At 57.7% G+C, this 19,345-nt stretch carries 15 protein-coding genes; 4 read left to right on the top strand and 11 right to left on the bottom strand.

The window, feature by feature from the left end; genetic code table 11:
* Positions 1-184 precede the first annotated feature (184 nt).
* The 5 genes from QMQ05_RS00840 to QMQ05_RS00820 form a co-directional block, all read right to left on the bottom strand.
* Positions 185-1,195 carry an endonuclease/exonuclease/phosphatase family protein gene (locus QMQ05_RS00840; RefSeq protein ID WP_345472219.1) on the bottom strand — a complete coding sequence of 337 codons (1,011 nt, stop codon included), beginning with the start codon at positions 1,193-1,195 and terminating at the stop codon, positions 185-187.
* 41 nt (positions 1,196-1,236) lie between these two features.
* A complete protein-coding gene (locus QMQ05_RS00835) occupies positions 1,237-2,889 on the bottom strand; it encodes a thiamine pyrophosphate-binding protein (RefSeq protein WP_345472217.1) in 1,653 nt (550 codons plus the stop codon).
* 221 nt (positions 2,890-3,110) lie between these two features.
* Complete coding sequence (locus tag QMQ05_RS00830; RefSeq protein WP_345472215.1) at positions 3,111-4,310, bottom strand: RtcB family protein; 1,200 nt, start codon at positions 4,308-4,310, stop codon at positions 3,111-3,113.
* A 583-nt stretch (positions 4,311-4,893) separates the two neighbouring features.
* Positions 4,894-6,564, bottom strand: a complete 1,671-nt coding sequence (locus tag QMQ05_RS00825) for a flavin monoamine oxidase family protein (RefSeq protein ID WP_345472213.1) — start codon at positions 6,562-6,564, stop codon at positions 4,894-4,896.
* Between the two features lie 16 nt (positions 6,565-6,580).
* Positions 6,581-8,065 carry an amino acid permease gene (locus tag QMQ05_RS00820; RefSeq protein ID WP_345472211.1) on the bottom strand — a complete coding sequence of 495 codons (1,485 nt, stop codon included), beginning with the start codon at positions 8,063-8,065 and terminating at the stop codon, positions 6,581-6,583.
* Between the two features lie 131 nt (positions 8,066-8,196).
* Between QMQ05_RS00820 and QMQ05_RS00815 the strand changes: the two genes are divergently transcribed.
* A complete protein-coding gene (locus QMQ05_RS00815; protein ID WP_345472209.1) occupies positions 8,197-9,780 on the top strand; it encodes a PucR family transcriptional regulator in 1,584 nt (527 codons plus the stop codon).
* Between the two features lie 78 nt (positions 9,781-9,858).
* Positions 9,859-11,319 carry an HNH endonuclease gene (locus QMQ05_RS00810; RefSeq protein WP_345472207.1) on the top strand — a complete coding sequence of 487 codons (1,461 nt, stop codon included), beginning with the start codon at positions 9,859-9,861 and terminating at the stop codon, positions 11,317-11,319.
* Positions 11,320-11,379: 60 nt separating this feature from the next.
* Here the strand turns inward: QMQ05_RS00810 and QMQ05_RS00805 are convergent, their stop codons facing one another.
* Entirely contained in the window at positions 11,380-12,174 is a 795-nt protein-coding gene (locus QMQ05_RS00805) for a carbon-nitrogen hydrolase family protein (RefSeq protein WP_345472205.1), read from the bottom strand.
* Between the two features lie 157 nt (positions 12,175-12,331).
* Positions 12,332-15,163, bottom strand: coding sequence for an FAD-binding and (Fe-S)-binding domain-containing protein (locus tag QMQ05_RS00800; protein WP_345472203.1), 2,832 nt, complete (start codon positions 15,161-15,163; stop codon positions 12,332-12,334).
* 130 nt (positions 15,164-15,293) lie between these two features.
* Between QMQ05_RS00800 and QMQ05_RS00795 the strand changes: the two genes are divergently transcribed.
* Positions 15,294-15,965, top strand: a complete 672-nt coding sequence (locus QMQ05_RS00795) for a GntR family transcriptional regulator (protein ID WP_345472202.1) — start codon at positions 15,294-15,296, stop codon at positions 15,963-15,965.
* 10 nt (positions 15,966-15,975) lie between these two features.
* Here the strand turns inward: QMQ05_RS00795 and QMQ05_RS00790 are convergent, their stop codons facing one another.
* Positions 15,976-16,518, bottom strand: coding sequence for a hypothetical protein (locus QMQ05_RS00790; RefSeq protein ID WP_345472201.1), 543 nt, complete (start codon positions 16,516-16,518; stop codon positions 15,976-15,978).
* Positions 16,519-16,631: 113 nt separating this feature from the next.
* On the opposite strand from QMQ05_RS00790, the gene QMQ05_RS00785 reads away from it, so the two are divergent.
* On the top strand, positions 16,632-17,204 hold the full coding sequence (locus QMQ05_RS00785; RefSeq protein WP_345472199.1) for a TetR/AcrR family transcriptional regulator: 573 nt from the start codon (positions 16,632-16,634) through the stop codon (positions 17,202-17,204).
* On the opposite strand, the gene QMQ05_RS00780 is transcribed toward QMQ05_RS00785, so the two are convergent.
* The 3 genes from QMQ05_RS00780 to adhP all read right to left on the bottom strand — a co-directional run bounded on the left by QMQ05_RS00780 (position 17,194) and on the right by adhP (position 19,265).
* Positions 17,194-17,649 carry a pyrimidine dimer DNA glycosylase/endonuclease V gene (locus QMQ05_RS00780; RefSeq protein WP_345472197.1) on the bottom strand — a complete coding sequence of 152 codons (456 nt, stop codon included), beginning with the start codon at positions 17,647-17,649 and terminating at the stop codon, positions 17,194-17,196. The two genes, QMQ05_RS00785 and QMQ05_RS00780, sit on opposite strands and share 11 nt — an antisense overlap.
* Positions 17,650-17,658: 9 nt before the next feature.
* Positions 17,659-18,072 (bottom strand): DUF779 domain-containing protein, encoded by a 414-nt coding sequence (locus QMQ05_RS00775; RefSeq protein ID WP_345472194.1) that lies wholly within the window; start codon positions 18,070-18,072, stop codon positions 17,659-17,661.
* A gap of 161 nt (positions 18,073-18,233) precedes the next feature.
* Positions 18,234-19,265: an alcohol dehydrogenase AdhP gene (gene adhP, locus QMQ05_RS00770; protein WP_345472192.1), complete on the bottom strand. Its 1,032-nt coding sequence runs from the start codon at positions 19,263-19,265 to the stop codon at positions 18,234-18,236.
* Positions 19,266-19,345 lie beyond the last annotated feature (80 nt).

The following is a 19,345-nucleotide window of genomic DNA, read 5'->3' as shown; positions in this document are numbered from 1 at the left end:
CTTATGATCAGCCGAAAGCCCCACCGATAGTTTCGGATGCCAGATGAAGCGGACTAGATCGCCCTGCGCGAACAGTTGGAGATGGCGATAACTGCGCCCAATGAGTTAGTTGGTAGAGCTTAGAACTCGACGTCGGTCCAGATTAGCGATCCCGGTTCTTCACCAGAATCCGGAATTGCTTCACCTAGTGCGGTTCGCTCTGTTCGATACGTCCCTGGCCAGTAATCTGCCATGAGGAATCAGGGATCAAGTAGCTCCCCGAATCGTTTAATGCATCCTCACGTGCAAAGCCATTGAGGAATGACTTTATGCCATTTTCAGAAGAATCCTGAAGATCCAGCGCACCGGCTACGACAAACTTTTCATCGCCTACGCCTGCAGCTGGGCGTCCGTTATCGGTAAGGACGTAGTCCTTTCCAGCGATGTAATCTGAAATGACTTTCAGTTCATCATTGTGGCGGGCTTGGGAAAAATCTTCGTTCTCCCCTTCAGGCTCGGTCTGCGTGGCGACCACATGGACTTGCTGTCCACGGAACTCTATGGGGATATCCCATAATCCGGTGTTCATTACCGGGATGGAAGCAGCCAGCACGCCTGATAAACCAGTATGGTTCTGCTGACCGTTCTCAACGTCTTGCCATTTAAGTTTTGAAACGGCGGTAATCTTCGTTTCGTCCACTGGGTACTTGGAAAGCACCACCACGGAGCCTTGCTCTTCAAAAGCACCTTGGCCCCAGGCGTCTTCGGCACTGCCGATCACACCATCAGAGTTCAAATCAGCACCGCTCTGCATACCCTTAGAGCCAACGGCAAGGTAAGAATACGGATAGTTAACGTCAAGACGATTATCTGCAACGTTATTCAGGTACTGATCCTTGAAAGTATCAACTGCACCCTGCTCGGCATCCATATTAGTTAGGACAACAACATCGGCATCGGCTGCGGAAATACTGTCGGCCACCTGATTGGCCTGCAGGTTGTTTCCACCCATCAATTTTGCCTCTAAACCACCAGAAGACGCGGCGGTGAGGTTGGCCTGAATGGTAGCCACACGCAAAGAAGACTGCGAAAACAGTTGGGTTGGCGCTTCGGCTCGATCACTAGAGCTAGTCGGTACAGCAAAGGCAGCGGTTGCCGGGAGGATCAAAAGTGCTCCCAAACTCAGGCTAGCTGTTCCGACTAAAATCTTGCGCACGGGTCAACCCTACGCCGTACCCCAACTGTTTTGCCAGCGTCTTAATCGGATTGTAATGACAGTGTCGCGGCTGCTTTCTGGTTGGCAGCAAGCACTTCTTCCATATAAGGGGCACGGATCCGCGTGGATACGCGGGCATCAACCAGACACACGCCACGAGCACCGTCGGCCACCCATTGCGTGAGCCCTGTCATATCCGAGAGTTTCTCTACGCGAATACCTGTGGCACCCATGGACCTGGCGATGCCCGCAAAGTCGACGGTCGGGATCAGCATCGGGTCTTCGTGCAGGCCAATCGAACCATATTGATGGACTTCCGCCCCGTAGGCCGAGTCGTTGTAAATCACGATCACACCGCTGTCGATGGTGCGGATGATGGATTCGAGATCAGCCAACCCCATTAAGAACCCGCCGTCTCCCGCAGCCAGAACAACCGTACGTCCTTGGGCTGCAGCACCGGCGCCCACCATCGAGGCGATCCCCAACCCAATGGACTGGTAAGCGGTACCCACACAGGTCAGCGAACGTGCCCCGGTCGTCGACCAGTACATCGGCCCCCAACCAATAAAGTGTCCACCGTCTTGCACCAAGACTCGATTGGCCGGCAAAATCTTCTCCAATTCTGAAGCCACACGACGCGGATCCAGCAGTCCGTCCTCGACCACATCATCGCCGACCGGGCGGCTACGCAGATCACTGAGATCAAGCTCTGCACACCAATTGCTTTGTGCGTCCTTCACGGTATCCAGCAATTCTGTTGCCGCACTTTGGGCATCGGCGGTAGCGAAGTAGTCCACGCGAGCATTGGTGGCAGCCGTCCCCAGATCAATCTGAATCAGTGTTGCCGACTGACTGATGAGCTCACCAAAGCGCATGGTGAACTGGTTCAAGGAAGCACCCAAGACCAATACGGTATCGGCCTGAGCGATGATGCGAGCATTGGCTTCGGTGGCAAAGCCCCCGGTAATACCCAAATCGAACTCGTAGTCCAACAGGTCACGGGCCAACAAGGTTCCCGAGGTGGTGGCATCCAGCTTTTGCGCCAACGCCTTAACCTGTTCGGCGGCATCAATCGAACCACGGCCATAAAGAATATGGGTACGCTGCGAAGCATCGAGCTTCGCCGCGATCTGAGCCAGTGCGGCGGACTCTAACCGTGGAACGGCTGGCGCGCTAGCCAGTGAGCCAAACTCGGGAAGTTCTTCTGTCGGCGCTTCGAGCGCTGCCAGATCATAAGGAATAGCCAGAACCACCGGGGTTTGCTCGCGCAGTGCATGCGCGGCCGCTTCGAGAGCGATACTCCCCGGGGTGTGCCGGTCCACCACATAACGAGGCGCTCGAACGCCCGAATCGATGGCCGCTTGGTCCACGTCCCAGGCACGCAATCCCGTGCTGGGTGCATCCCCGGTGACAAAAAGTAGCGGAGTCTTAGCCGCTGCTGCTTCGGCCAGTGCAGTCACAGCGTTCGTATAACCGGCACCGTAGGTAGTGGTGGCGATGGCCAGTTTGTTCGCAATGCGGAAGTACGCATCGGCGGCCGATACCGCTGCCGACTCGTGGCGGACGGCGGTGTAATCAAATCCCGCACGTACTGCGGCGTCAAGGAAGTGTGCGTTGCCGTTTCCCATCAGTCCGAAGATCTGTGGGGCAACTGGTTTAAGGGCGTGGGCAATGGCAGCGGAAACGCTAGACATTATGGACTCTTTTCAAAAAATGATGCTGAAGAAAATTCCATATATGTCTGCCGTTACCAGTTGCTTCTTGGCAACGGGTATCGCCCCTTTTGAGAGCGCCGGAAACCACAAGACTGTGACTCCTGACTCAATGATGATAGGGCACTAACACCACTTTACGCTAGACGAAGGACGACGTTGGCTTCCCGTGTATCACGGTTTGTGCCAACGCCGCCCTGCATCTAGCCCTTGACGCACAGGATGGTCCGCAAGTGTCCGACGACCTCCACCAGATCCTTCTGAGCTTCAATAACCTGGTGAATGTCCTTGTAGGCTGCGGGGATCTCATCCACCACCCCGGCATCCTTACGGCATTCGATACCCGTGGTCTGCTGGGCAAGATCGTTCGCCGAATACATCCGCTTCGCCTGACTACGGCTCATCCGTCGTCCTGCACCATGCGAAGCCGAGAAGTACGATCCCGGGTTTCCACGACCGCGTACAACATAGGACCCGGTTCCCATCGATCCAGGGATCAACGCCAGATCACCGGCACCAGCCCTAATGGCGCCCTTACGGGTGACCAAGAGGTTCCGCCCATCGATCTGCTCTTCATTCACGTAGTTGTGGTGCACGTTAATCGGAGCATCAAACTGAACATGCAGAGCCTCAAAGTGGTTCACCACCGCATTCTTGAACAACGCAAGCATCAGCGCCCTCGAGGCGGCGGCGTACTCCTGCGCCCACCACAGGTCATGCTTATAGGCATCCATCTGTGGTGTACCTTCAAGGAAGACCGCCAGTTCCCTGTCAACGAGTCCCCGGTTGTGGCTCAATGACTTGGCGATACTGATGTGCCGATCGGCCAAGGTCTTACCGATATTGCGCGAACCGGAATGCAGGGTGATCCACACGCGGTCCTCCTGATCCAGGCACAGCTCCAGGAAGTGGTTGCCTCCGCCGAGCGTTCCCAACTGTCCAACGGCCTTGCTCTTCAGCTTCTGCACCTTCTCATCCAAGGAGCCGAACCTGCCAAAGAGCTTGTCCACGCCGGCCTCCATGCCGAAGCGACGCAGCTTTGGTAGCTCATCGTGCGCGTTGAAGCCCACCGGGATCGCGGATTCTACGCTGGCGCGCAATAGGTCGAGATCCACCAGCTGGTCCGCTCGGATACTCGTGCGCACCGCCGCCACACCACATCCGATATCAACTCCTACCGCGGAAGGTGAAACGGCCTGGTTCATCGCGATGACGCTACCGATCGTCGCGCCCTTACCGACATGGACATCGGGCATGACACGCACCCCGTGCACCCAGGGTAGTGCCGCAACGCGGCGTAGCTGCTGGAGCGCTGCCTGTTCTACTTCAGTTTCGTCGGCCCACATCTGCACGCGGTCCCGGCTGCCGGTCAGGGCTACCGGGAACGCTGTTGAACGATTCATTATTTTTCCTCTCTTAGGAATTCAATGCGGATAAATTCTTCTCAATTTTCGTTTTTTGGCACGACAATTAGTCCCATGCAAAACAATTGAATGGAAAACAAAAAAGGAGCCAATGAACCATGTTCATCGACTCCCAAAGGATTCACTTTCCCGTGACTAGCATTCGCCTACTTGGCGATAGCTACCCTCACCCCATCGGAGTGAGTACAGGTCAAAGCATAATTTATCCGCCACTATTGGCGAGTAAAAGTCGATGCGCACATGGCTTCTCAAACCCGAACCGATCGAGTCGGCGGGGTTCACTTTTGCCATTGTTCAGATTCTTGAAGCTGACGGCTTGCAGCTGATGCTGCTTTCGTTGTTCATTTTTCTGCAACGTCGCCATCTCCCTTCAAGATTTTCAGCGATCGACAATTACTGTATTTACAGTAATGTACTTTCTGTTAAATATCCACTCGAAACCAAAACATTCTTAAAGCAATGCTGATTGATCTACAGCAATCAAGTTTGACTGCACTTTAAACCAAGAGTCCCGCGCACCATTTCGGCACACGGGACGTTTGGGTTCTCGGTTACTGAGCTACTACAGCGCCTTGGGACCAATCTCGGCCAGGAACAGACCCGGGCCGGGATTGGCCTGCGCGTCCGATCCACCCAGGTGCTTCACGACGCCCCACAGGGCGTTCAACCCCGTGGTCACCGCACCCTCGGCCCAACCGGCAGTCCACGACACATCATCACCGGCAAGGAAGATGCCACGATGTTCGGCAGGCATCTGCTGCTGATCGAAGTGGGTGTACAGGCGCTGCTGGTAGCGGTAGTGGCCGGGCAGGTTGGCCTTAAACGCGCCCATGAAGTTCGGATCGGACTCCCAAGACACGGTGATTGGCTGACCGACGATGTGGCTGCGGATATCCACGCCCGGGTAGATCTTTTCCAGCGAGTGCAGCATGAGCTCCATGCGGCGCTGCGCCGAAAGTGAGAGCCACTTGAGCGCGTCATCGTTCCAGGTATAGGAAAGCAGGATGACCGCTGGCTGATCATCACCGTTATCCAGCAGGTAGGTGGCGCGGTTCAGTCGATCGGTGAGCGTCATGGACATGAGGTATTCACCGGTGATCGGGTCGCGGTCCTTCCAGAAGGGGCGGTCCACCATCACGAAGGTTTTGGAGGACTGCATGTAGTGGCTGCGCTCGATCGCGGTCCACAGTTCCGGCGCAAAAAGTTCTTCATCAGTGTCGATCCCGGTGGACAGTAGCCAGGACTGCACGGTGGAAACTACGGCACCAAATTCTTGAGTGCGACCAAAACGTTCGGTCACCTCAATGGTGTTCGCCCCGTTAAAGCCCGGGTTCTCGGTGCGGTAAACCTTGGATACCGCACCGCGTGGGGCTCCGCCGTGCAACGAGGACAGCGAGGTGCCTGCTGGCCAGTGCGCCATCTTTTCCGGCGCATGGTTGAACAGTGCTTCGGGGAGCTTGGCCGCGCCGCCGGTGATGCCTCGGTGATAATCGTCGGCATCGGTGTAGACCACGCGCAGGATTTCTAGAATCGAGTTCGGAAAGTCGGTGTCCCAACCGCCGGAGCCAAAACCAACCTGGCCAAAAGCCTCGCGGTGTTCAAAACCGGCCTCCTTAAAGGCCTTCGAGTTGGCGATAAACCCGTAGAAGCTTTCCTCGTCGAACTCTTCAAGGATCGAGTTCCACAGCTCCTTGATGCGCTGGGTGTCTCGCTCGCGGATGGCCTGCTGCATCTGCTCAAAGTGGGCATCTTCGCGCAATGCCTGCTTCCACGCGTCGGCTACTTCCTGGTAGAAAACTGGCAGGTCGGCCGGGTCTTCAACGTAGATCTTTTGCCCCTTCAGCTCGATCACGGTGGAATCGGTAGGCTCAGCCAGCGGGTTCGGGAAGTCATAGGTCTCCAGGCCCAGCAGCTCGATGTAGTGGTAGAGCGCCTTACTGGAGACCGGGAAGCGCATGCCACCTAAATCGCAGGTGATCTGTGGAGCTGCAGCGAAGCTGGCGGTACGCAGGCGGCCGCCGATCTGATCGGCCTCGTAAATTACTGGCTTGAGCCCCAGCTTCATCAGTTCGTAGGCGGTCACCAGGCCGGAAAGTCCGGCGCCGATCACTGCCACTTCGGTGCCGTAGAGCGATTCAGGCACCGAACCTAGGCCGGCGTCACTGTCCAGGTAGTGGTCGTAGCTGAACGGGAAGTCCGGGTTGAGCATGGTGATGGGGAGGTTGTTGTTCATGAAACTTCCTGCGTAGTTACTTGCGATTATTCAGGTGAGAGTCGATATATTCTTGCTTGCTCAGCGCTCCGAGTACCGAGCGTCGGCGCCCATAACCCAGGTAGATACCGATGCCCACGACCATCCAGGCCCCGAAGACCAGCCAAGTGTGCCAGCCCAGCTGGCTCATCAAGAACAGGCAGGCGGCCACACCGAGGATCGGGGTGATGGGGTAGAGCGGCACCTTGAAGGTACGCGGTGCCAGCGGCTGCTTACGGCGCAGGTACATCACCGAGACACCCACCAGCGCGAAGGCGAATAGGGTGCCGATGCTCGTGGCGTCGGCCAGTGCACCCAGTGGGATGAAGCCGGCGGTGATCGCCACCAGAATACCGGTGATCAGGGTGCCGATCACCGGGGTTCCGGTGCGCGGTGAGACCTTGCCGAAGGCGGCCGGCACCAGTCCGTCGCGGGACATGGACAGCAGGATACGGGTCTGCCCGTAGAGCACGGTGAGTACCACCGAGGCGATGGCCAGTACCGAGGCCAGCGCGAAGACCAGCACCAGCCATGGCTGCCCGGTGATTTCGCCGACGATCTGCACCAGGGCTGCTTCGGTCCCTTCAAACCAGGTCCACTCACGCGCGCCGATCGCCGAAACGGCGACCAATACATAGGTCAGGGTGACGATCAGCATTGAGAGCATAATTGCCCGGGGTAGATCGCGCTTGGGATTTTTGGCTTCTTCACCAGCCGTGGAGGCCGCGTCAAAACCGATGTAGGAGAAGAACACGCTGGAGGCCGCCGCGGTCACCCCGGCAGCACCCATGGGCAGTAGGGGTTCGAAGTTGCCGGCGTTGAAGGCGCTGAAGGCAACGATCGAGAAGAAGACCAGGATGCCGGCCTTGATGATGACCACGATGGTGTTCACGATGGCCGATTCGCGGGCCCCGCGCACCAGCAGCAAGGTCGCCAGTACCACCACAATCAGCGCCGGCAGGTTCACCACGCCACCTTCGGCCGGTCCCCCGGCGAGCGCGTCGGGTAGTTGCAGGTTGAAGGCGCGCAATGCCTCGTTGACGTATTCGCCGGCGCCTACCGCTACGGCCGCCACGGAGACCGCGTATTCCAGGACCAGGCACCAACCGCAGATCCAGGCGATCCCTTCGCCCATGGTCGCATAGGAATAGGAGTAGCTGGAGCCGGCTACCGGGACCATGCCCGCCATTTCCGCGTAGGACACGGCAGAAAGCAATGCCGTCACACCGGCGATCACGAAGGAGATCCAAATCGCTGGCCCGGCGATCGGCACGGTCGCCCCGAGGATCACCAAAATTCCGGTGCCCATGGTGGCGCCGACGCTGATCATCGTCAGCTGCCACATGCCGAGGGTGCGGCGCAGCGTGCCGCCGGAGGAGTTCGCTTCGGCGTCGCCGACCATCTGCTGGATCGACTTACGCCGCCGTAGCTGCGGCCCAAGGCCAGTGGCTGGTCGCGGCCTGGCGCTAGTGGTGCTGTTCATCTCGGGTCCTCGCTGCACTGTGGTTAATAGGGCACTGTGGTTAATAGGGCACTGTGGTTTTTCTTCCGCCTTCAAGCCTAAATCTGTGACCCGGCTCTCAATATGGAAGTTTTGAACTAAAATAGTGTCTCATGGGACATTCCGCACCATCGCCATCCGCGCTCACCGACGAGCCCACCGGCATCACCCTGAGCCGTTTTCTCCGTCAGCTACCTCCAGAAATCACCCTGCTCCACGACGCGGGCGATCGCCGGCTGCGTTGGGTGGAAGCTAGCGATATGGACGATCCCACCGATTACCTGCTCGACGAGGAAATGATCCTCACCAGCGGTTTCCCGTTGCTCGGCCACGAAAATGATCCCGAAGAAGTCCGCGCGTTCATCGCCCGCCTCGCCCAGGCGAAGGTCAGCGCGCTAGGTTTTGGGCTCGAACCCTACTTCACCGAAGTTCCCGCAACGGTCCTGGACGCGTGCCGCGAGAACAATCTACCCCTGCTGGAAATCCCAGCCACCGTTCCCTTCGCCGCCATCGGCATCGCTTTCGCGCAGCTGCTCGAAGCAGATAGCGCCGCCCGGCTACGCACCAGCGCCGAAGCACACCGCGCACTGATGCGCTGCCTGACCCACGCCGACCCCGAGGCCCAACTGATCGCCACCCTATCCCAGCGGCTCAAGGCCAGCGTCCGACTGCTCGACGCGCAGGGACAAGTCCGCCACGAAGCCTCGCTCGCCCAGAACGCCACCCCGAACCACGATCTAAGTTCTGAACTTTTCACCCAAGCATCGAACAGTCAGAAATTCGCCATGCGCAGCGAAGATTCACTGGTTGATCTCGCCTTCCCGCTGCGCGCCACCATCGCCGCAGGGCCACACGCTCCGGTGCTCGGCGTACTATCCGTCGGCTTCGCGCGCACCCCGTCAGCCTCCGACCACAACCTGATCACCACCGCGCTGGGGCTGCTCGACGTTCTGGCTCGTCAACGCGTGACCAGCTCATCGACCGCCGAACAGCTCGCCACCACTGTGCTTCTGCGCCAACGCACGCCTCTTGATCCCCACACCCTGAATCTCCTGCGCAACAGCCTCGGATCTACCACCGCAGACTCGGTCCGCGTTGCGGTCATTTCCCCATTGAATAACATCGCCGATCAGAATCCCGACCTCCATCTTCCCCACCTTCAGACGCTTCTTGCCACGGAACTAGTGGCTTTAAACGCCGATCACTTCGTGGCGCTGACCAACACCGAGCCAACCCACGAGTTGTTCGAACATCTAAAATCTTCCGGCTACCTCGCCGGATTTAGCCTCCCGGAACCGGCCGACCGCCAACTCGGCGAAAAGTTGCCTGATCTACTAGCCCAGGCCACCGGCCTACTCCCCCAAATGCGCGAAAAACGCCAAAGCCTTGACGCCACAGCCATCCCGCGCTCGTTCGCTTCCCTCCTGCCGCCCGAAGCTGGTAAACAGCTCGCCGAAGAGCTACTCGCCCCTTTACTTGCTCTCCCAGAATCCCGTCGCGACCTGTATCTTGACGTGCTTCGCGGGTGGTTAGAAGCCAATGGCTCCTGGGATCAAACCTCAAAAAACATCGACCTTCATCGCAACTCAGTGCGCCGCCATATCGCCACCATCGGCGAGATCCTCAACAAAGACCTCAACCACGCCGCGGTGCGCCAGGACCTCTACCTCGCGCTATCCTTCCTCGCCAACCCCTAAGCAAAACCACCGTGAACCTCGGTAAAGTTTTCCACAATATTCGAAGACATATTCGAGCTAGCGGAGTATAATTGAAATATGTCCGAAGCAAAGGCGCAGGAGGGCAGCCTACCTCCAGCAGGAGAACCAGGGGATTTCGAAAGCCACTGGCTCGCACTGCAAAAAGATCTGACGTGGATTCAAGACCACGGCAGCAAAGCCGATTGTCTGCAGGCCATTGAAAGACTTGAATCCCTCGTTGCTGTCGCCCGTTACCAGCAGGCTTGCCTTGCTCACCAAACCGAGAAGGAATTTATTCGCGATCATGAAGAACGCGGTGTCAATCTCGATGACCAAACCCGAGGCGCCGCAGGTAGCGTCGCTATCGCCCGCAAACAATCCCCTACCGGATTCCGCAACTACCTAGTCAACTGCCGAGTCTTACACGAGGACACACCTAACATTGCGGCGGCCTTTTCACGCGGCGAATTTACCGAATCCCAAGTAATGACAATCCTCACCGAGTTGCAGACCGTCAAAGCATTACGACGTACAGAATTTGATGCGCTCTTCGCTCAGAACCCAGACATGTTTGAGTCCATGGGACGAAATCAGATCAAAGATACGGTGCGGAAGTTTGCGCTCTCCTTCAATTCTGATCCGGTGTCTAAAGAGCACAAAACCGTTGAGGAAAACCGGTTCGCTCGTATGGAGATCGATGATAAAACCGGCGCCGTGAACCTTACGGCACAGTTCCCACTACTTCCTGGCATGGGGCTGAGGAACTATCTCTACGAGGAATCTCGCAAGCTCAAGAAAAAGGGTGACAAGCGAACCCTCAAGCAGATCAGAGCGGATATTCTCTTCAGCTACATGATGATCGGCGAGCCTTCAAAGATGCCTATCAATTTGCAGGTTGGCGTCATCATGACTGACCGAGCATTATTTCAGGGCGAACGTGAACCGGCTCTTCTTGAAGGCTACGGATACATCCCCGCACAGGAAGTGCGCGAATGGATCGGTGGCCATCAGATCGAGAACGAACTTACATTTGAAGAGATGGAAGCAAAGCTCACACCGGAACACATCGAACAAATCGAAGTGCTCACCGAGCTCTCTAGGATCTACACCGCTCCCGGGGACCAAGACCTGATAAGCATGGATTCCAAAGCTCGGATCTTCCCGCAGAAGCTCAAGAAGTTCATCAGCATTCGAGACCGACATTGTCGAACACCTTTTTGCGACGGAATCGTTGAAGAAGCAGACCACGTAAAGCAGTACGCGAAGGGTGGAAAGACCACCGCGCGCAATTGCTGTGGTCGTTGCGCCCTCTGCAACAAGACCAAGCAGGCCGAAGGCTGGTTCGAATACACGATGCTGAAAGATGATCACGCGATGTTGATCAACCCAGTATCCGGGATGTCATATCGGTCCACAGCCCCGCCGGCAACTGGATACGCTCACAAACCTTTTCCTCAGCTCGCCGCCGATTCACAATGGTTCAAAGAACTCAAGGACAAGTTGAACCGGAACGATACCCCGGAAGCCACCGCAGCCTAAGACTCTAGGATGTTCCCGGACGACGCTGCGCCTTGCGGGAACATCCAGCAAACTACTTCATTATTTCGATAGCCACTGTGCATAGAGATCTCGCCGCGCTTCAGCGAGGTACGGAACTTCCGATTTGATTTGCTCCAAAGTGCTCACATCGATGTCAGCGGTAAGAAGTTCCGTACCAGATCCAGCTTGCGCCAAGATCTCTCCGTCAGCACCGGCGATCACGCTAGTTCCGGCCAACTCAAACCCAGCTTCAGTTCCGCTGTGGTTTGCATAGGCGATGAACAGCTGACTCTCCATGGCACGAGTAGGGACCAGACGAGTGCACACCTGCTCATAACCACGTCCCATAGCGGTGGGAACTAGCAACAATTGCACCGAACGTCGCGCGGCTTCACGGACAATTTCTGGGAATTCCACATCAAAGCAGATCACCATACCCAACGTCAGTCCCGCATAGTCGAAGGACGCAGGAGGATTAGTTCCAGCGACAAATACCTCGTGCTCTTCAGCGCCGAATAACTGAACCTTCTGATAATGGGCAAGCTTGGCCCCACGTTCATCAAGGAATGTTGAAGTGATCAGCCACCCATCCGCAGTGATCTCCGGCAGTGAGTAGACCAACGCGATCGAGTGCTCCGCCGCGATCTGCGACAATCGTTCACGCACTGAAGGCAACAACGCGACATCCAGAGAATCACGTAAAACATAAGGAGCATAGCCGACCGCAAAAAGCTCAGAAGTGAGCAAGATCTTTGCCCCATTTTCGGAAGCACTCTGCGCAGCACGATCGATAGCGTCGAGATTGCGCTCAATCCCCAAGACCTCTGCCTCGTCCTGCAGTACAGCGATGCGCATGTGGCTCCTTCCGAGCATCAGTGATGACTAGGTTTAACCCTATTCCGAAGACACCACTCACTAGTTAGGGTATTTGGCACCGGAGCATTGTAGATAAGTGCTTTTCGCACCAAGAGCAGTGCCGCCCAGACTGAGTATCTGGACGGCACTGAAATTGTTACTTGGATGCCGCTTCAGCCAAGAGTTCAACTACGTGACGGTACTCTTTACCGGTAGCTCGCGACATCCCCAACTCGCAGGTTCGGTTGCATGAAGCATGCGCTTCGGCATCAAGTTGGCGGACCTCGGCAGCTTCACGCGCGGTGGCCGAGTCGGTCAGTTCTGGATGCAGCATGCCACGGTCTCCCGCGAATGCGCAGCAGCCCCAATTCACCGGGGTATTCACGGCCTGGGCAACAGTCTCCGCGATCTTCTGCAGGTCAGGGTTGAGGCCCATTTGCGTCGACGAGCAGGTGGGGTGCAAGGTCAGTGAAGAAATCTTCTCAATTTCAGGCAGCTTGTCTAGCAAATGCTTGGTCGTGAAAGCCAGCAAGTCAACGACCTCGTACCCGTGCTCTTCTAGGGTGTGCGCAAAGCCTTCGGTGCAGCTGGAAGCATCGGAGATCACCGGTAGGTTCTTTCCTGGCATGGCAGAACGCACTTCTTCCAGGACGCGCTGCGCCATGACATCGTGCCCATCAGCGTATCCCTTGGAAGTCCACGGGGTACCGCAACAAGTAGATTCGATGCCTTGGGGAACAAATACCGAAACGCCAGCAGCATGCAACAGCTTGGTGAAGGCCGCGGAGACACCCTCACCGTCCCCGGCGGGACCGAACATCGAGTTCACACAGGCCGGCAGGTAGATGGCCAGTGGTTCAGTTCCTGCAGCGCCTAAGTTACCGGACATTGGTTTACGAGCTTTGCCACCACCGGGCAGGTCCGCATCATAGCGAGGCATGACATCGGTGCTGATGACCTTGCGGGCAACGTCGGTCACCCCTCGAACCAGCGGCGCAGGGAATTTGTCGGCAACACTCAGGGCCATCGATCCAACACGCGTGGCAGGGCCCCATCCCTTGGCGGCGCCCTTGAAGCCTGCCGCCAACACGGGATGCGCATCTTCGCGGCGCAGGCGCTTGACCAGCAGGCCGGTGTTGATACCTACTGGGCATGCGGTGACACACATGCCATCAACGGCGCAGGTCTGTACGCCGTTGTATTCGTAGTCGCGTTCCAGCTCAGCTGCCAGTTCGGTGTTGCCTTCAGCCTCGGCCTTGGCGATCGCACGGCGCACCACGATGCGCTGACGTGGGGTCAGGGTCAGGTCTTTGGAAGGGCAAACCGGCTCACAATAACCGCATTCCACACAGCGATCAGCTTCAACTTCGATGGTTTCGTTAAGTTTGATATTGCGGATGTGCGCGGCGTGGTCTTCGTCGATGATCACGCCAGGGTTCATCATCAGGCGTGGGTCGCAGGCAGCTTTGAGTTCTAGGTGAACTTCGTAGAGTTCATCGCCGTATTGCGCACGGACAAATGGAGCCATGGCGCGACCGGTGCCATGTTCTGCTTTGAGGTTGCCGCCCTTGGAGAGGATCAGTTCCACCATCTGGTCATTGAAAGAGTTGTAGCGGTTCAGCGCCGCGTCGCCTTCAAAACGATCGGTGAGCATGAAGTGGATGTTGCCGTCCTTGGCGTGCCCGAAGATCACCGAATCTTCGTAGCCGTACTGGGTGAACAGTTCCTGCAGGCTGCCACAGGTTTCGGCCAGTGATGCGACCGGGACGACCACGTCTTCGAGCAACGCGGTGGTTCCCGAAGCTCGGGCGCCGGCCACCGAGGCGTAGAGCCCCTTGCGGAATTTCCAGGCGGCTTGGCGGTTGGTGGCATCCTGCGAAAGTAGTGCTGGCGCACGCAGCGCGGCAGAATCCAGCAGGTGTTGGCCGGCCGTTTGCAATCCGCTGAGTTCTTCCGCCGTGTCGGCGTGATATTCGACGAGCAGTGCAGCCTGTTGATCCACGTCAAAGCCCATAATTGCCTCCGGAACACCGGGCAGTTCCTGGCCCACACGCAGTGAGGTGGAGTCCATGAGTTCCAGGGTGGCCGCCCCGGAATCGAGCAATTCTGGCAGCGCACGGGTAGCTAAATCAAGGTTGTCAAAGACGGCCAGGGTGGCAATGGCCAGTTTGCGGATGGGCACGGTGCGGAAGACCGCTTCAGCGACAAAGGCCAGGGTTCCTTCGGAGCCGATGATCAGGTGCGCCATCAGCTCGGCTGGGGTGTCGTAGTCCAAGAACGCGTTGATGCCGTAGCCCATGGTGTTTTTCAGCGCGAAGTGCTTCTGAATTTTGGCGACCGATGATGGGTTATTGCGGACGCGCTTGAGCAGTCGGTCAAGGGTGGCGACCAGTTGTGGCTCGGCGGCGGCCAGCTGGCGGTCGGCATCGGGATCGGCGGTGTTAATCATGGTGCCGGAGGGCAGCACGAAGGTCATGGATTCCAGGGTGCGGTAGGTATTAAATTCGGTACCGCAGGCCATACCCGAAGAATTATTCGCGATGACGCCGCCGATGGTGCAGGCCGCTTCACTTGCTGGGTCAGGGCCCAGCATGGTGCCGTAGACGGCCAAGCGCGCATTGACCTGTCGGACCGTGGCTCCGGGCTGAACGCGGACGCGCGCACCATCATCGAGCAACTTGATATCGCGGAAATTACGGCGTACGTCGATCATCAGTCCATCGCCACTGGCCTGACCGGCTAGTGAGGTGCCACCCGAGCGCAGGGTGACCGGTTGGTTATTGGTGGCGGCCGCGCGCAGTAAGGCCGAGACTTCAGCAGCGTCTTTGGCTAGGATCACCGCCTGCGGGGTGTACAAGTAGTGGGATGCATCCGAGGCGTAGGCGACCCGGTCGATGGATCTGGTTTTAACGCGGCCCGGTTCGCTCACGAGGTCGAGAATTGTAGGGGAAACCGTGGGTTCTCCGAGTGCTGGCGTGCTCAATGCCATGGTGCGCTCCTGTGCGGTGGGCAGGTAATACCTGCCAAGAAAGAAAATTGTCTAACAAGTACACAGCTCATCATAGTACGATTCATGGGATACTTGTGAAGTTATTTTCTGCCCGCTCGAAAGGACCAAGGTGGCAGCCCGTTTAGGAGTAGTTTCGGTGGTGCAGGCCGTGATCGCCTCGTTGCGCACTCGAATCTTCAGTGGCGAGCTGACCCCAGGCACCCCTTTGGGCGAGGTGGAGGTGGCGGCGCACTACCAGGTGGCTCGCCCCACAGCCAAGGCCGCATTGGAAAATTTGGTGGCCAGCGGACTGTTGACCCGCAACGCCCATCAAAGCGCCAAGGTGACCCGGCTGAGTGCAACCGATGCTCGAGATATTTACCGCACCCGCGCAATTATCGAGGCCGAGGCGGTACGGCTATTGGCCAGCACCGGGCAGGTCCCGGAAGCCGCACGCCAAGCCAACGCGGAAATCACCGCGCTGAGCGACGCTTCGCCGATTCAGATCGTTGATCCCGACGTCCGCTTTCACGCAGCTCTGGTTCAGGCCTTGGAGTCATCGCGCACCAGCGCCATTTACGAGCAGCTCAGCGACGAAATCCGCTTGTGCATGACCCAGGTTCAGGACGCGACCCTGCTCAATACCGCCGACATCGCCGCCGAACATGCCCGACTGCTAGAGAAAATCATCGCCGGCGATCAAGAAGGTGCCGCCGAAGTTTTGGCCCAACACCTATCCAACGCCAGCACTCGACTTGCCGAGCACCTAGATAGCTTGAGCGCAGGCCTCCAGCGGGCATAAAAGCTCCCGGCTATCCCTTTCGCAGCTTGAGGCTCAGGCGAATGGCGGAAACCAGGAAGAATATCGCTCCGAGCAGAGCATAACCGGCCGGACCGGTCATCATCGCTTGACCGGCAATCCCCTGGGTCAGGAATCCTGCGCCGGCAAACACCGAAATGCCACCCGAGAGCATTTGTGCGACCTGGCCTCCCGCAGCGCGGTTGCGGATCGCGGTAATCAGCTGCGGAATGCCGGCGATAATCGCCCACACGCCCCAGACGGCGAGTGCTGCCGCCAGCGAGGTTGAGGAACTAATTCCCAGCGCGATGGCCACAAGCACGCTGACCGCGATCGAGAGCCACTCACTCATTTTCGCGCGGTCCTTTTCGGGGTTGGCGCGCATTTGCCAAAGTACCACGCCAGCATCAAACAGTGGGTAGAGCACCAGAAGCACGGTGAGTAGCGCCGTGGGTTCAACGTGTTTTGCGGCGGTTGCGAACATCAGCCCCACCCAGAGCACAGCGAAGGCGAAGCGGGTGAAATAGAGATTGCGAAGTTTATGGGAGTAGCTCATGGCCAGCTTTCGGTCGATGGAAGCGAAACTAGTAGAGTTACTAGTTCGTCTACATGGTTAAGGTAGACTACTTCGTATACCAGCGCAAGAGTTTGAGGAATCGAAAGGGAACCATGCCAGCCAAAGCAACTGCAAAATCCACCCGCCAGAGGATCCTCGACGCGACCAACAAGCTGTTCTATGCGCAGGGCATTCGGGCCACTAGCGCGGATAAGATCATCGAAGAAGTCGGCATCACCAAGGTCACCTTCTACCGTCATTTCCGAAACAAAAACGACCTAGTGGTTGCGTATTTACAGGCACAAGCGGAACAAGAGAGCGCTTGGTTTACCAGCATGCACAATCCGCAGGATCCGACCGGCACCCTAGAGGCCATTGCGGCCGGAATTGGCACGGCCACCTGCAGCCCAGGCTTTCGTGGGTGCGCGTTCATTAACGCGGCCGCAGAATATAGCGATCCGCAAGATCCGGTGCGGGAAGTTGTCGAGGCCCACCGGAATTGGATGCTTGATGAATTTGCATCCATTGCCGCTGATGCCGGAGCGCAGGATCCGCGAGCACTGGCACGTCAATTCATGATGTTGCGCGACGGCGCCATGGTCAACGGCTATTTAGGTCAATCGCAGGAAGTTGCCGATGACCTTGCGCAGGCTTTGAGCGCCGCACTTTCGGTGGCTATCGCCTAAGAGCCTGGGCATCCTTCTCCCAGGCCTCAATTTCACCGGGCACCAGGGAAAAGAGCGGGTGTAGCTGCGCGCGATCAACCTCTGGAAGATTCCCGAGTCGTGCCGGGTCTCGAACTTCAAGCTTGCGCCGCAAGTGCTCGAGTTCGAACTCGAGTTGACCGGTGGTGACCGGGATCGTCAGAGCAATTTCACCCATGGAGCGGTAGAGAATTTTACTCTGATCAAAGTTATATCCCCGGGCGCGGGATTCGTCATGGAGGCCACTCAGGTAGCTGCCGATGGCTCTGAGGGGATCAGGTTGGGCCTTAAATCGCGTCAGTTGCGGATGCTCACTGTAGCCACGGGTTTCACCGGCAAGCACTTTTTGCGCCAGAAGGGTTTCACGCCAGCACGCCACTAAACCCTTGGCATCAAGCAGGGACGGATGAACTGACCACAGGCGCATACTGCCAGTCTAGTGCTCCGGGAATTCAATGATTTCGCTACGGATCAAAAAGCGCTTGCCCTCCGGGGACTCAACAGAGAACCCAGAGCCCCGACCGGTCACCACATCCACGGTGAGCTTGGTGTGTTTCCAGTATTCAAACTGCTCTTTAGACATCCAGAATTCGATCTCGCCGAGCAGCGAACCGGCGCCGTCGTCCAGCGGGAGCAACCCGAGCAGAATATCGGAGCCACCGGTGCGGAATTCCCCGGCCGGGTAACACATTGGGGAGGACCCGTCACAGCAGCCGCCGGATTGGTGGAACATCAGCGGGCCGTGAATTCCCCAGAGTTTGCGCAACAGTTCCACGGCTTCGGGGGTGAACGCAACTCGTGAGAAACCCTCTCCGGGAATGGTGGCTTTGGTTTCGGTCACGGTACTCATGGTTCACTCCTGCACTTCTTCGTGGGCTAACTTCTTGGTGGGTTAACGGCCGTTGTGGCCAGTGTCCTCTTTTTACTCCAGGTAGTCCATGCTGGCCAAGAACACGCAGTGCTCGGGCCGGAACGCCGAAAGGGGGCAGCGTCCGGCCCGAGCACTGGGGCCTATTTGGTTCCGGTGTAGTCAATCACGACGCGACCATCGATCTTGGCATGGCGCATTTCGTCAAAGACCGCATTAATATCTTCGATCGGACGGGTGTGGAAGGTCGGCTTAATCTTGCCTGCCGCGTAGAAGTCCAGCGCTTCGATCATGTCCTGGCGGGTGCCGACGATCGAACCGCGAATGGTCAGACCCTTGAGCACAATGTCGAAGATCGGTGCCGGGAAATCGCCAGCTGGTAGGCCGTTGAACACAATGGTTCCACCACGTCGGGTCATGCCGATCGCCTGGCCGAAGGCCTTCGGGTGTACCGCGGTCACCAACACTCCGTGGGTTCCGCCGACCTTCTCCTGGATGACCTCGGCAGGATCTTGCGCGAAGGCGTTCACGGTGATTTCTGCGCCGTGCTTCTTAGCTAGGGCCAGCTTGTCATCTGCGACGTCGATGGCGATCACTCGCATACCCATGGCGACGGCGTACTGTACGGCAATATGCCCGAGTCCGCCGATACCTGAGATGGCGACCCATTGACCTGGCTTGACCTCGGTCATCTTCAGACCCTTGTACACCGTCACGCCGGCGCAGAGTACCGGGGCGATTTCATGAGGGTCCGAACCTTCAGGGATATGCGCCGCAAAACGGGCATCAACCAGCATGTACTCGCCGAAGGAACCATCCACCGAATAGCCACCGTTGGTCTGGGACTCACACAGCGTTTCCCAACCGGTACGGCAGTACTGGCAGTGGCCACAGGCACTGGCCAACCAGGCGTTGCCGATCAGGTCGCCCACGGCGACTTCGGTGACCCGGTCGCCAATTTTCTCGACAATTCCGACACCCTCGTGGCCTGGGATCAGTGGAAGTTTTGGCTTGACCGGCCAGTCACCTTCAGCGGCGTGGAGGTCGGTGTGGCAGACGCCGGAGGCGATCAGTTTGACCAGCACCTGGCCGGGACCCGGCTCGGGAATTGCGGTGTCCTTTACCTGAAATTCTTCGCCGAAGCCTTCAACTATTGCAGCTTTCATCGTGCTCATGTACTTTGTCCTTTGCATGGGCTTCGAAGGTGCGAGGCAGTTGGCGATACCCGGGAATTGAGACCAATCGCGTCCCGGGT

Origin of the sequence: Glutamicibacter sp. B1 (assembly GCF_039602135.1) — a bacterium.
Taxonomy (GTDB): domain Bacteria; phylum Actinomycetota; class Actinomycetes; order Actinomycetales; family Micrococcaceae; genus Glutamicibacter; species Glutamicibacter ectropisis.
This window is presented reverse-complemented; position numbering and strand designations above follow the sequence as displayed.

What these genes read in the sequence shown, in the direction of transcription:
- QMQ05_RS00825 (WP_345472213.1), bottom strand. Translation starts at nt 6,564, where the DNA reads ATGAACAACAACCTCCCCATCACCATGCTCAACCCGGACTTCCCGTTC.
- QMQ05_RS00830 (WP_345472215.1), bottom strand. Translation starts at nt 4,310, where the DNA reads ATGAATCGTTCAACAGCGTTCCCGGTAGCCCTGACCGGCAGCCGGGAC.
- adhP (WP_345472192.1), bottom strand. Translation starts at nt 19,265, where the DNA reads ATGAGCACGATGAAAGCTGCAATAGTTGAAGGCTTCGGCGAAGAATTT.
- QMQ05_RS00780 (WP_345472197.1), bottom strand. Translation starts at nt 17,649, where the DNA reads ATGCGCCTGTGGTCAGTTCATCCGTCCCTGCTTGATGCCAAGGGTTTA.
- QMQ05_RS00785 (WP_345472199.1), top strand. Translation starts at nt 16,632, where the DNA reads ATGCCAGCCAAAGCAACTGCAAAATCCACCCGCCAGAGGATCCTCGAC.
- QMQ05_RS00805 (WP_345472205.1), bottom strand. Translation starts at nt 12,174, where the DNA reads ATGCGCATCGCTGTACTGCAGGACGAGGCAGAGGTCTTGGGGATTGAG.
- QMQ05_RS00835 (WP_345472217.1), bottom strand. Translation starts at nt 2,889, where the DNA reads ATGTCTAGCGTTTCCGCTGCCATTGCCCACGCCCTTAAACCAGTTGCC.
- QMQ05_RS00810 (WP_345472207.1), top strand. Translation starts at nt 9,859, where the DNA reads ATGTCCGAAGCAAAGGCGCAGGAGGGCAGCCTACCTCCAGCAGGAGAA.
- QMQ05_RS00790 (WP_345472201.1), bottom strand. Translation starts at nt 16,518, where the DNA reads ATGAGCTACTCCCATAAACTTCGCAATCTCTATTTCACCCGCTTCGCC.
- QMQ05_RS00815 (WP_345472209.1), top strand. Translation starts at nt 8,197, where the DNA reads ATGGGACATTCCGCACCATCGCCATCCGCGCTCACCGACGAGCCCACC.
- QMQ05_RS00775 (WP_345472194.1), bottom strand. Translation starts at nt 18,072, where the DNA reads ATGAGTACCGTGACCGAAACCAAAGCCACCATTCCCGGAGAGGGTTTC.
- QMQ05_RS00800 (WP_345472203.1), bottom strand. Translation starts at nt 15,163, where the DNA reads ATGGCATTGAGCACGCCAGCACTCGGAGAACCCACGGTTTCCCCTACA.
- QMQ05_RS00820 (WP_345472211.1), bottom strand. Translation starts at nt 8,065, where the DNA reads ATGAACAGCACCACTAGCGCCAGGCCGCGACCAGCCACTGGCCTTGGG.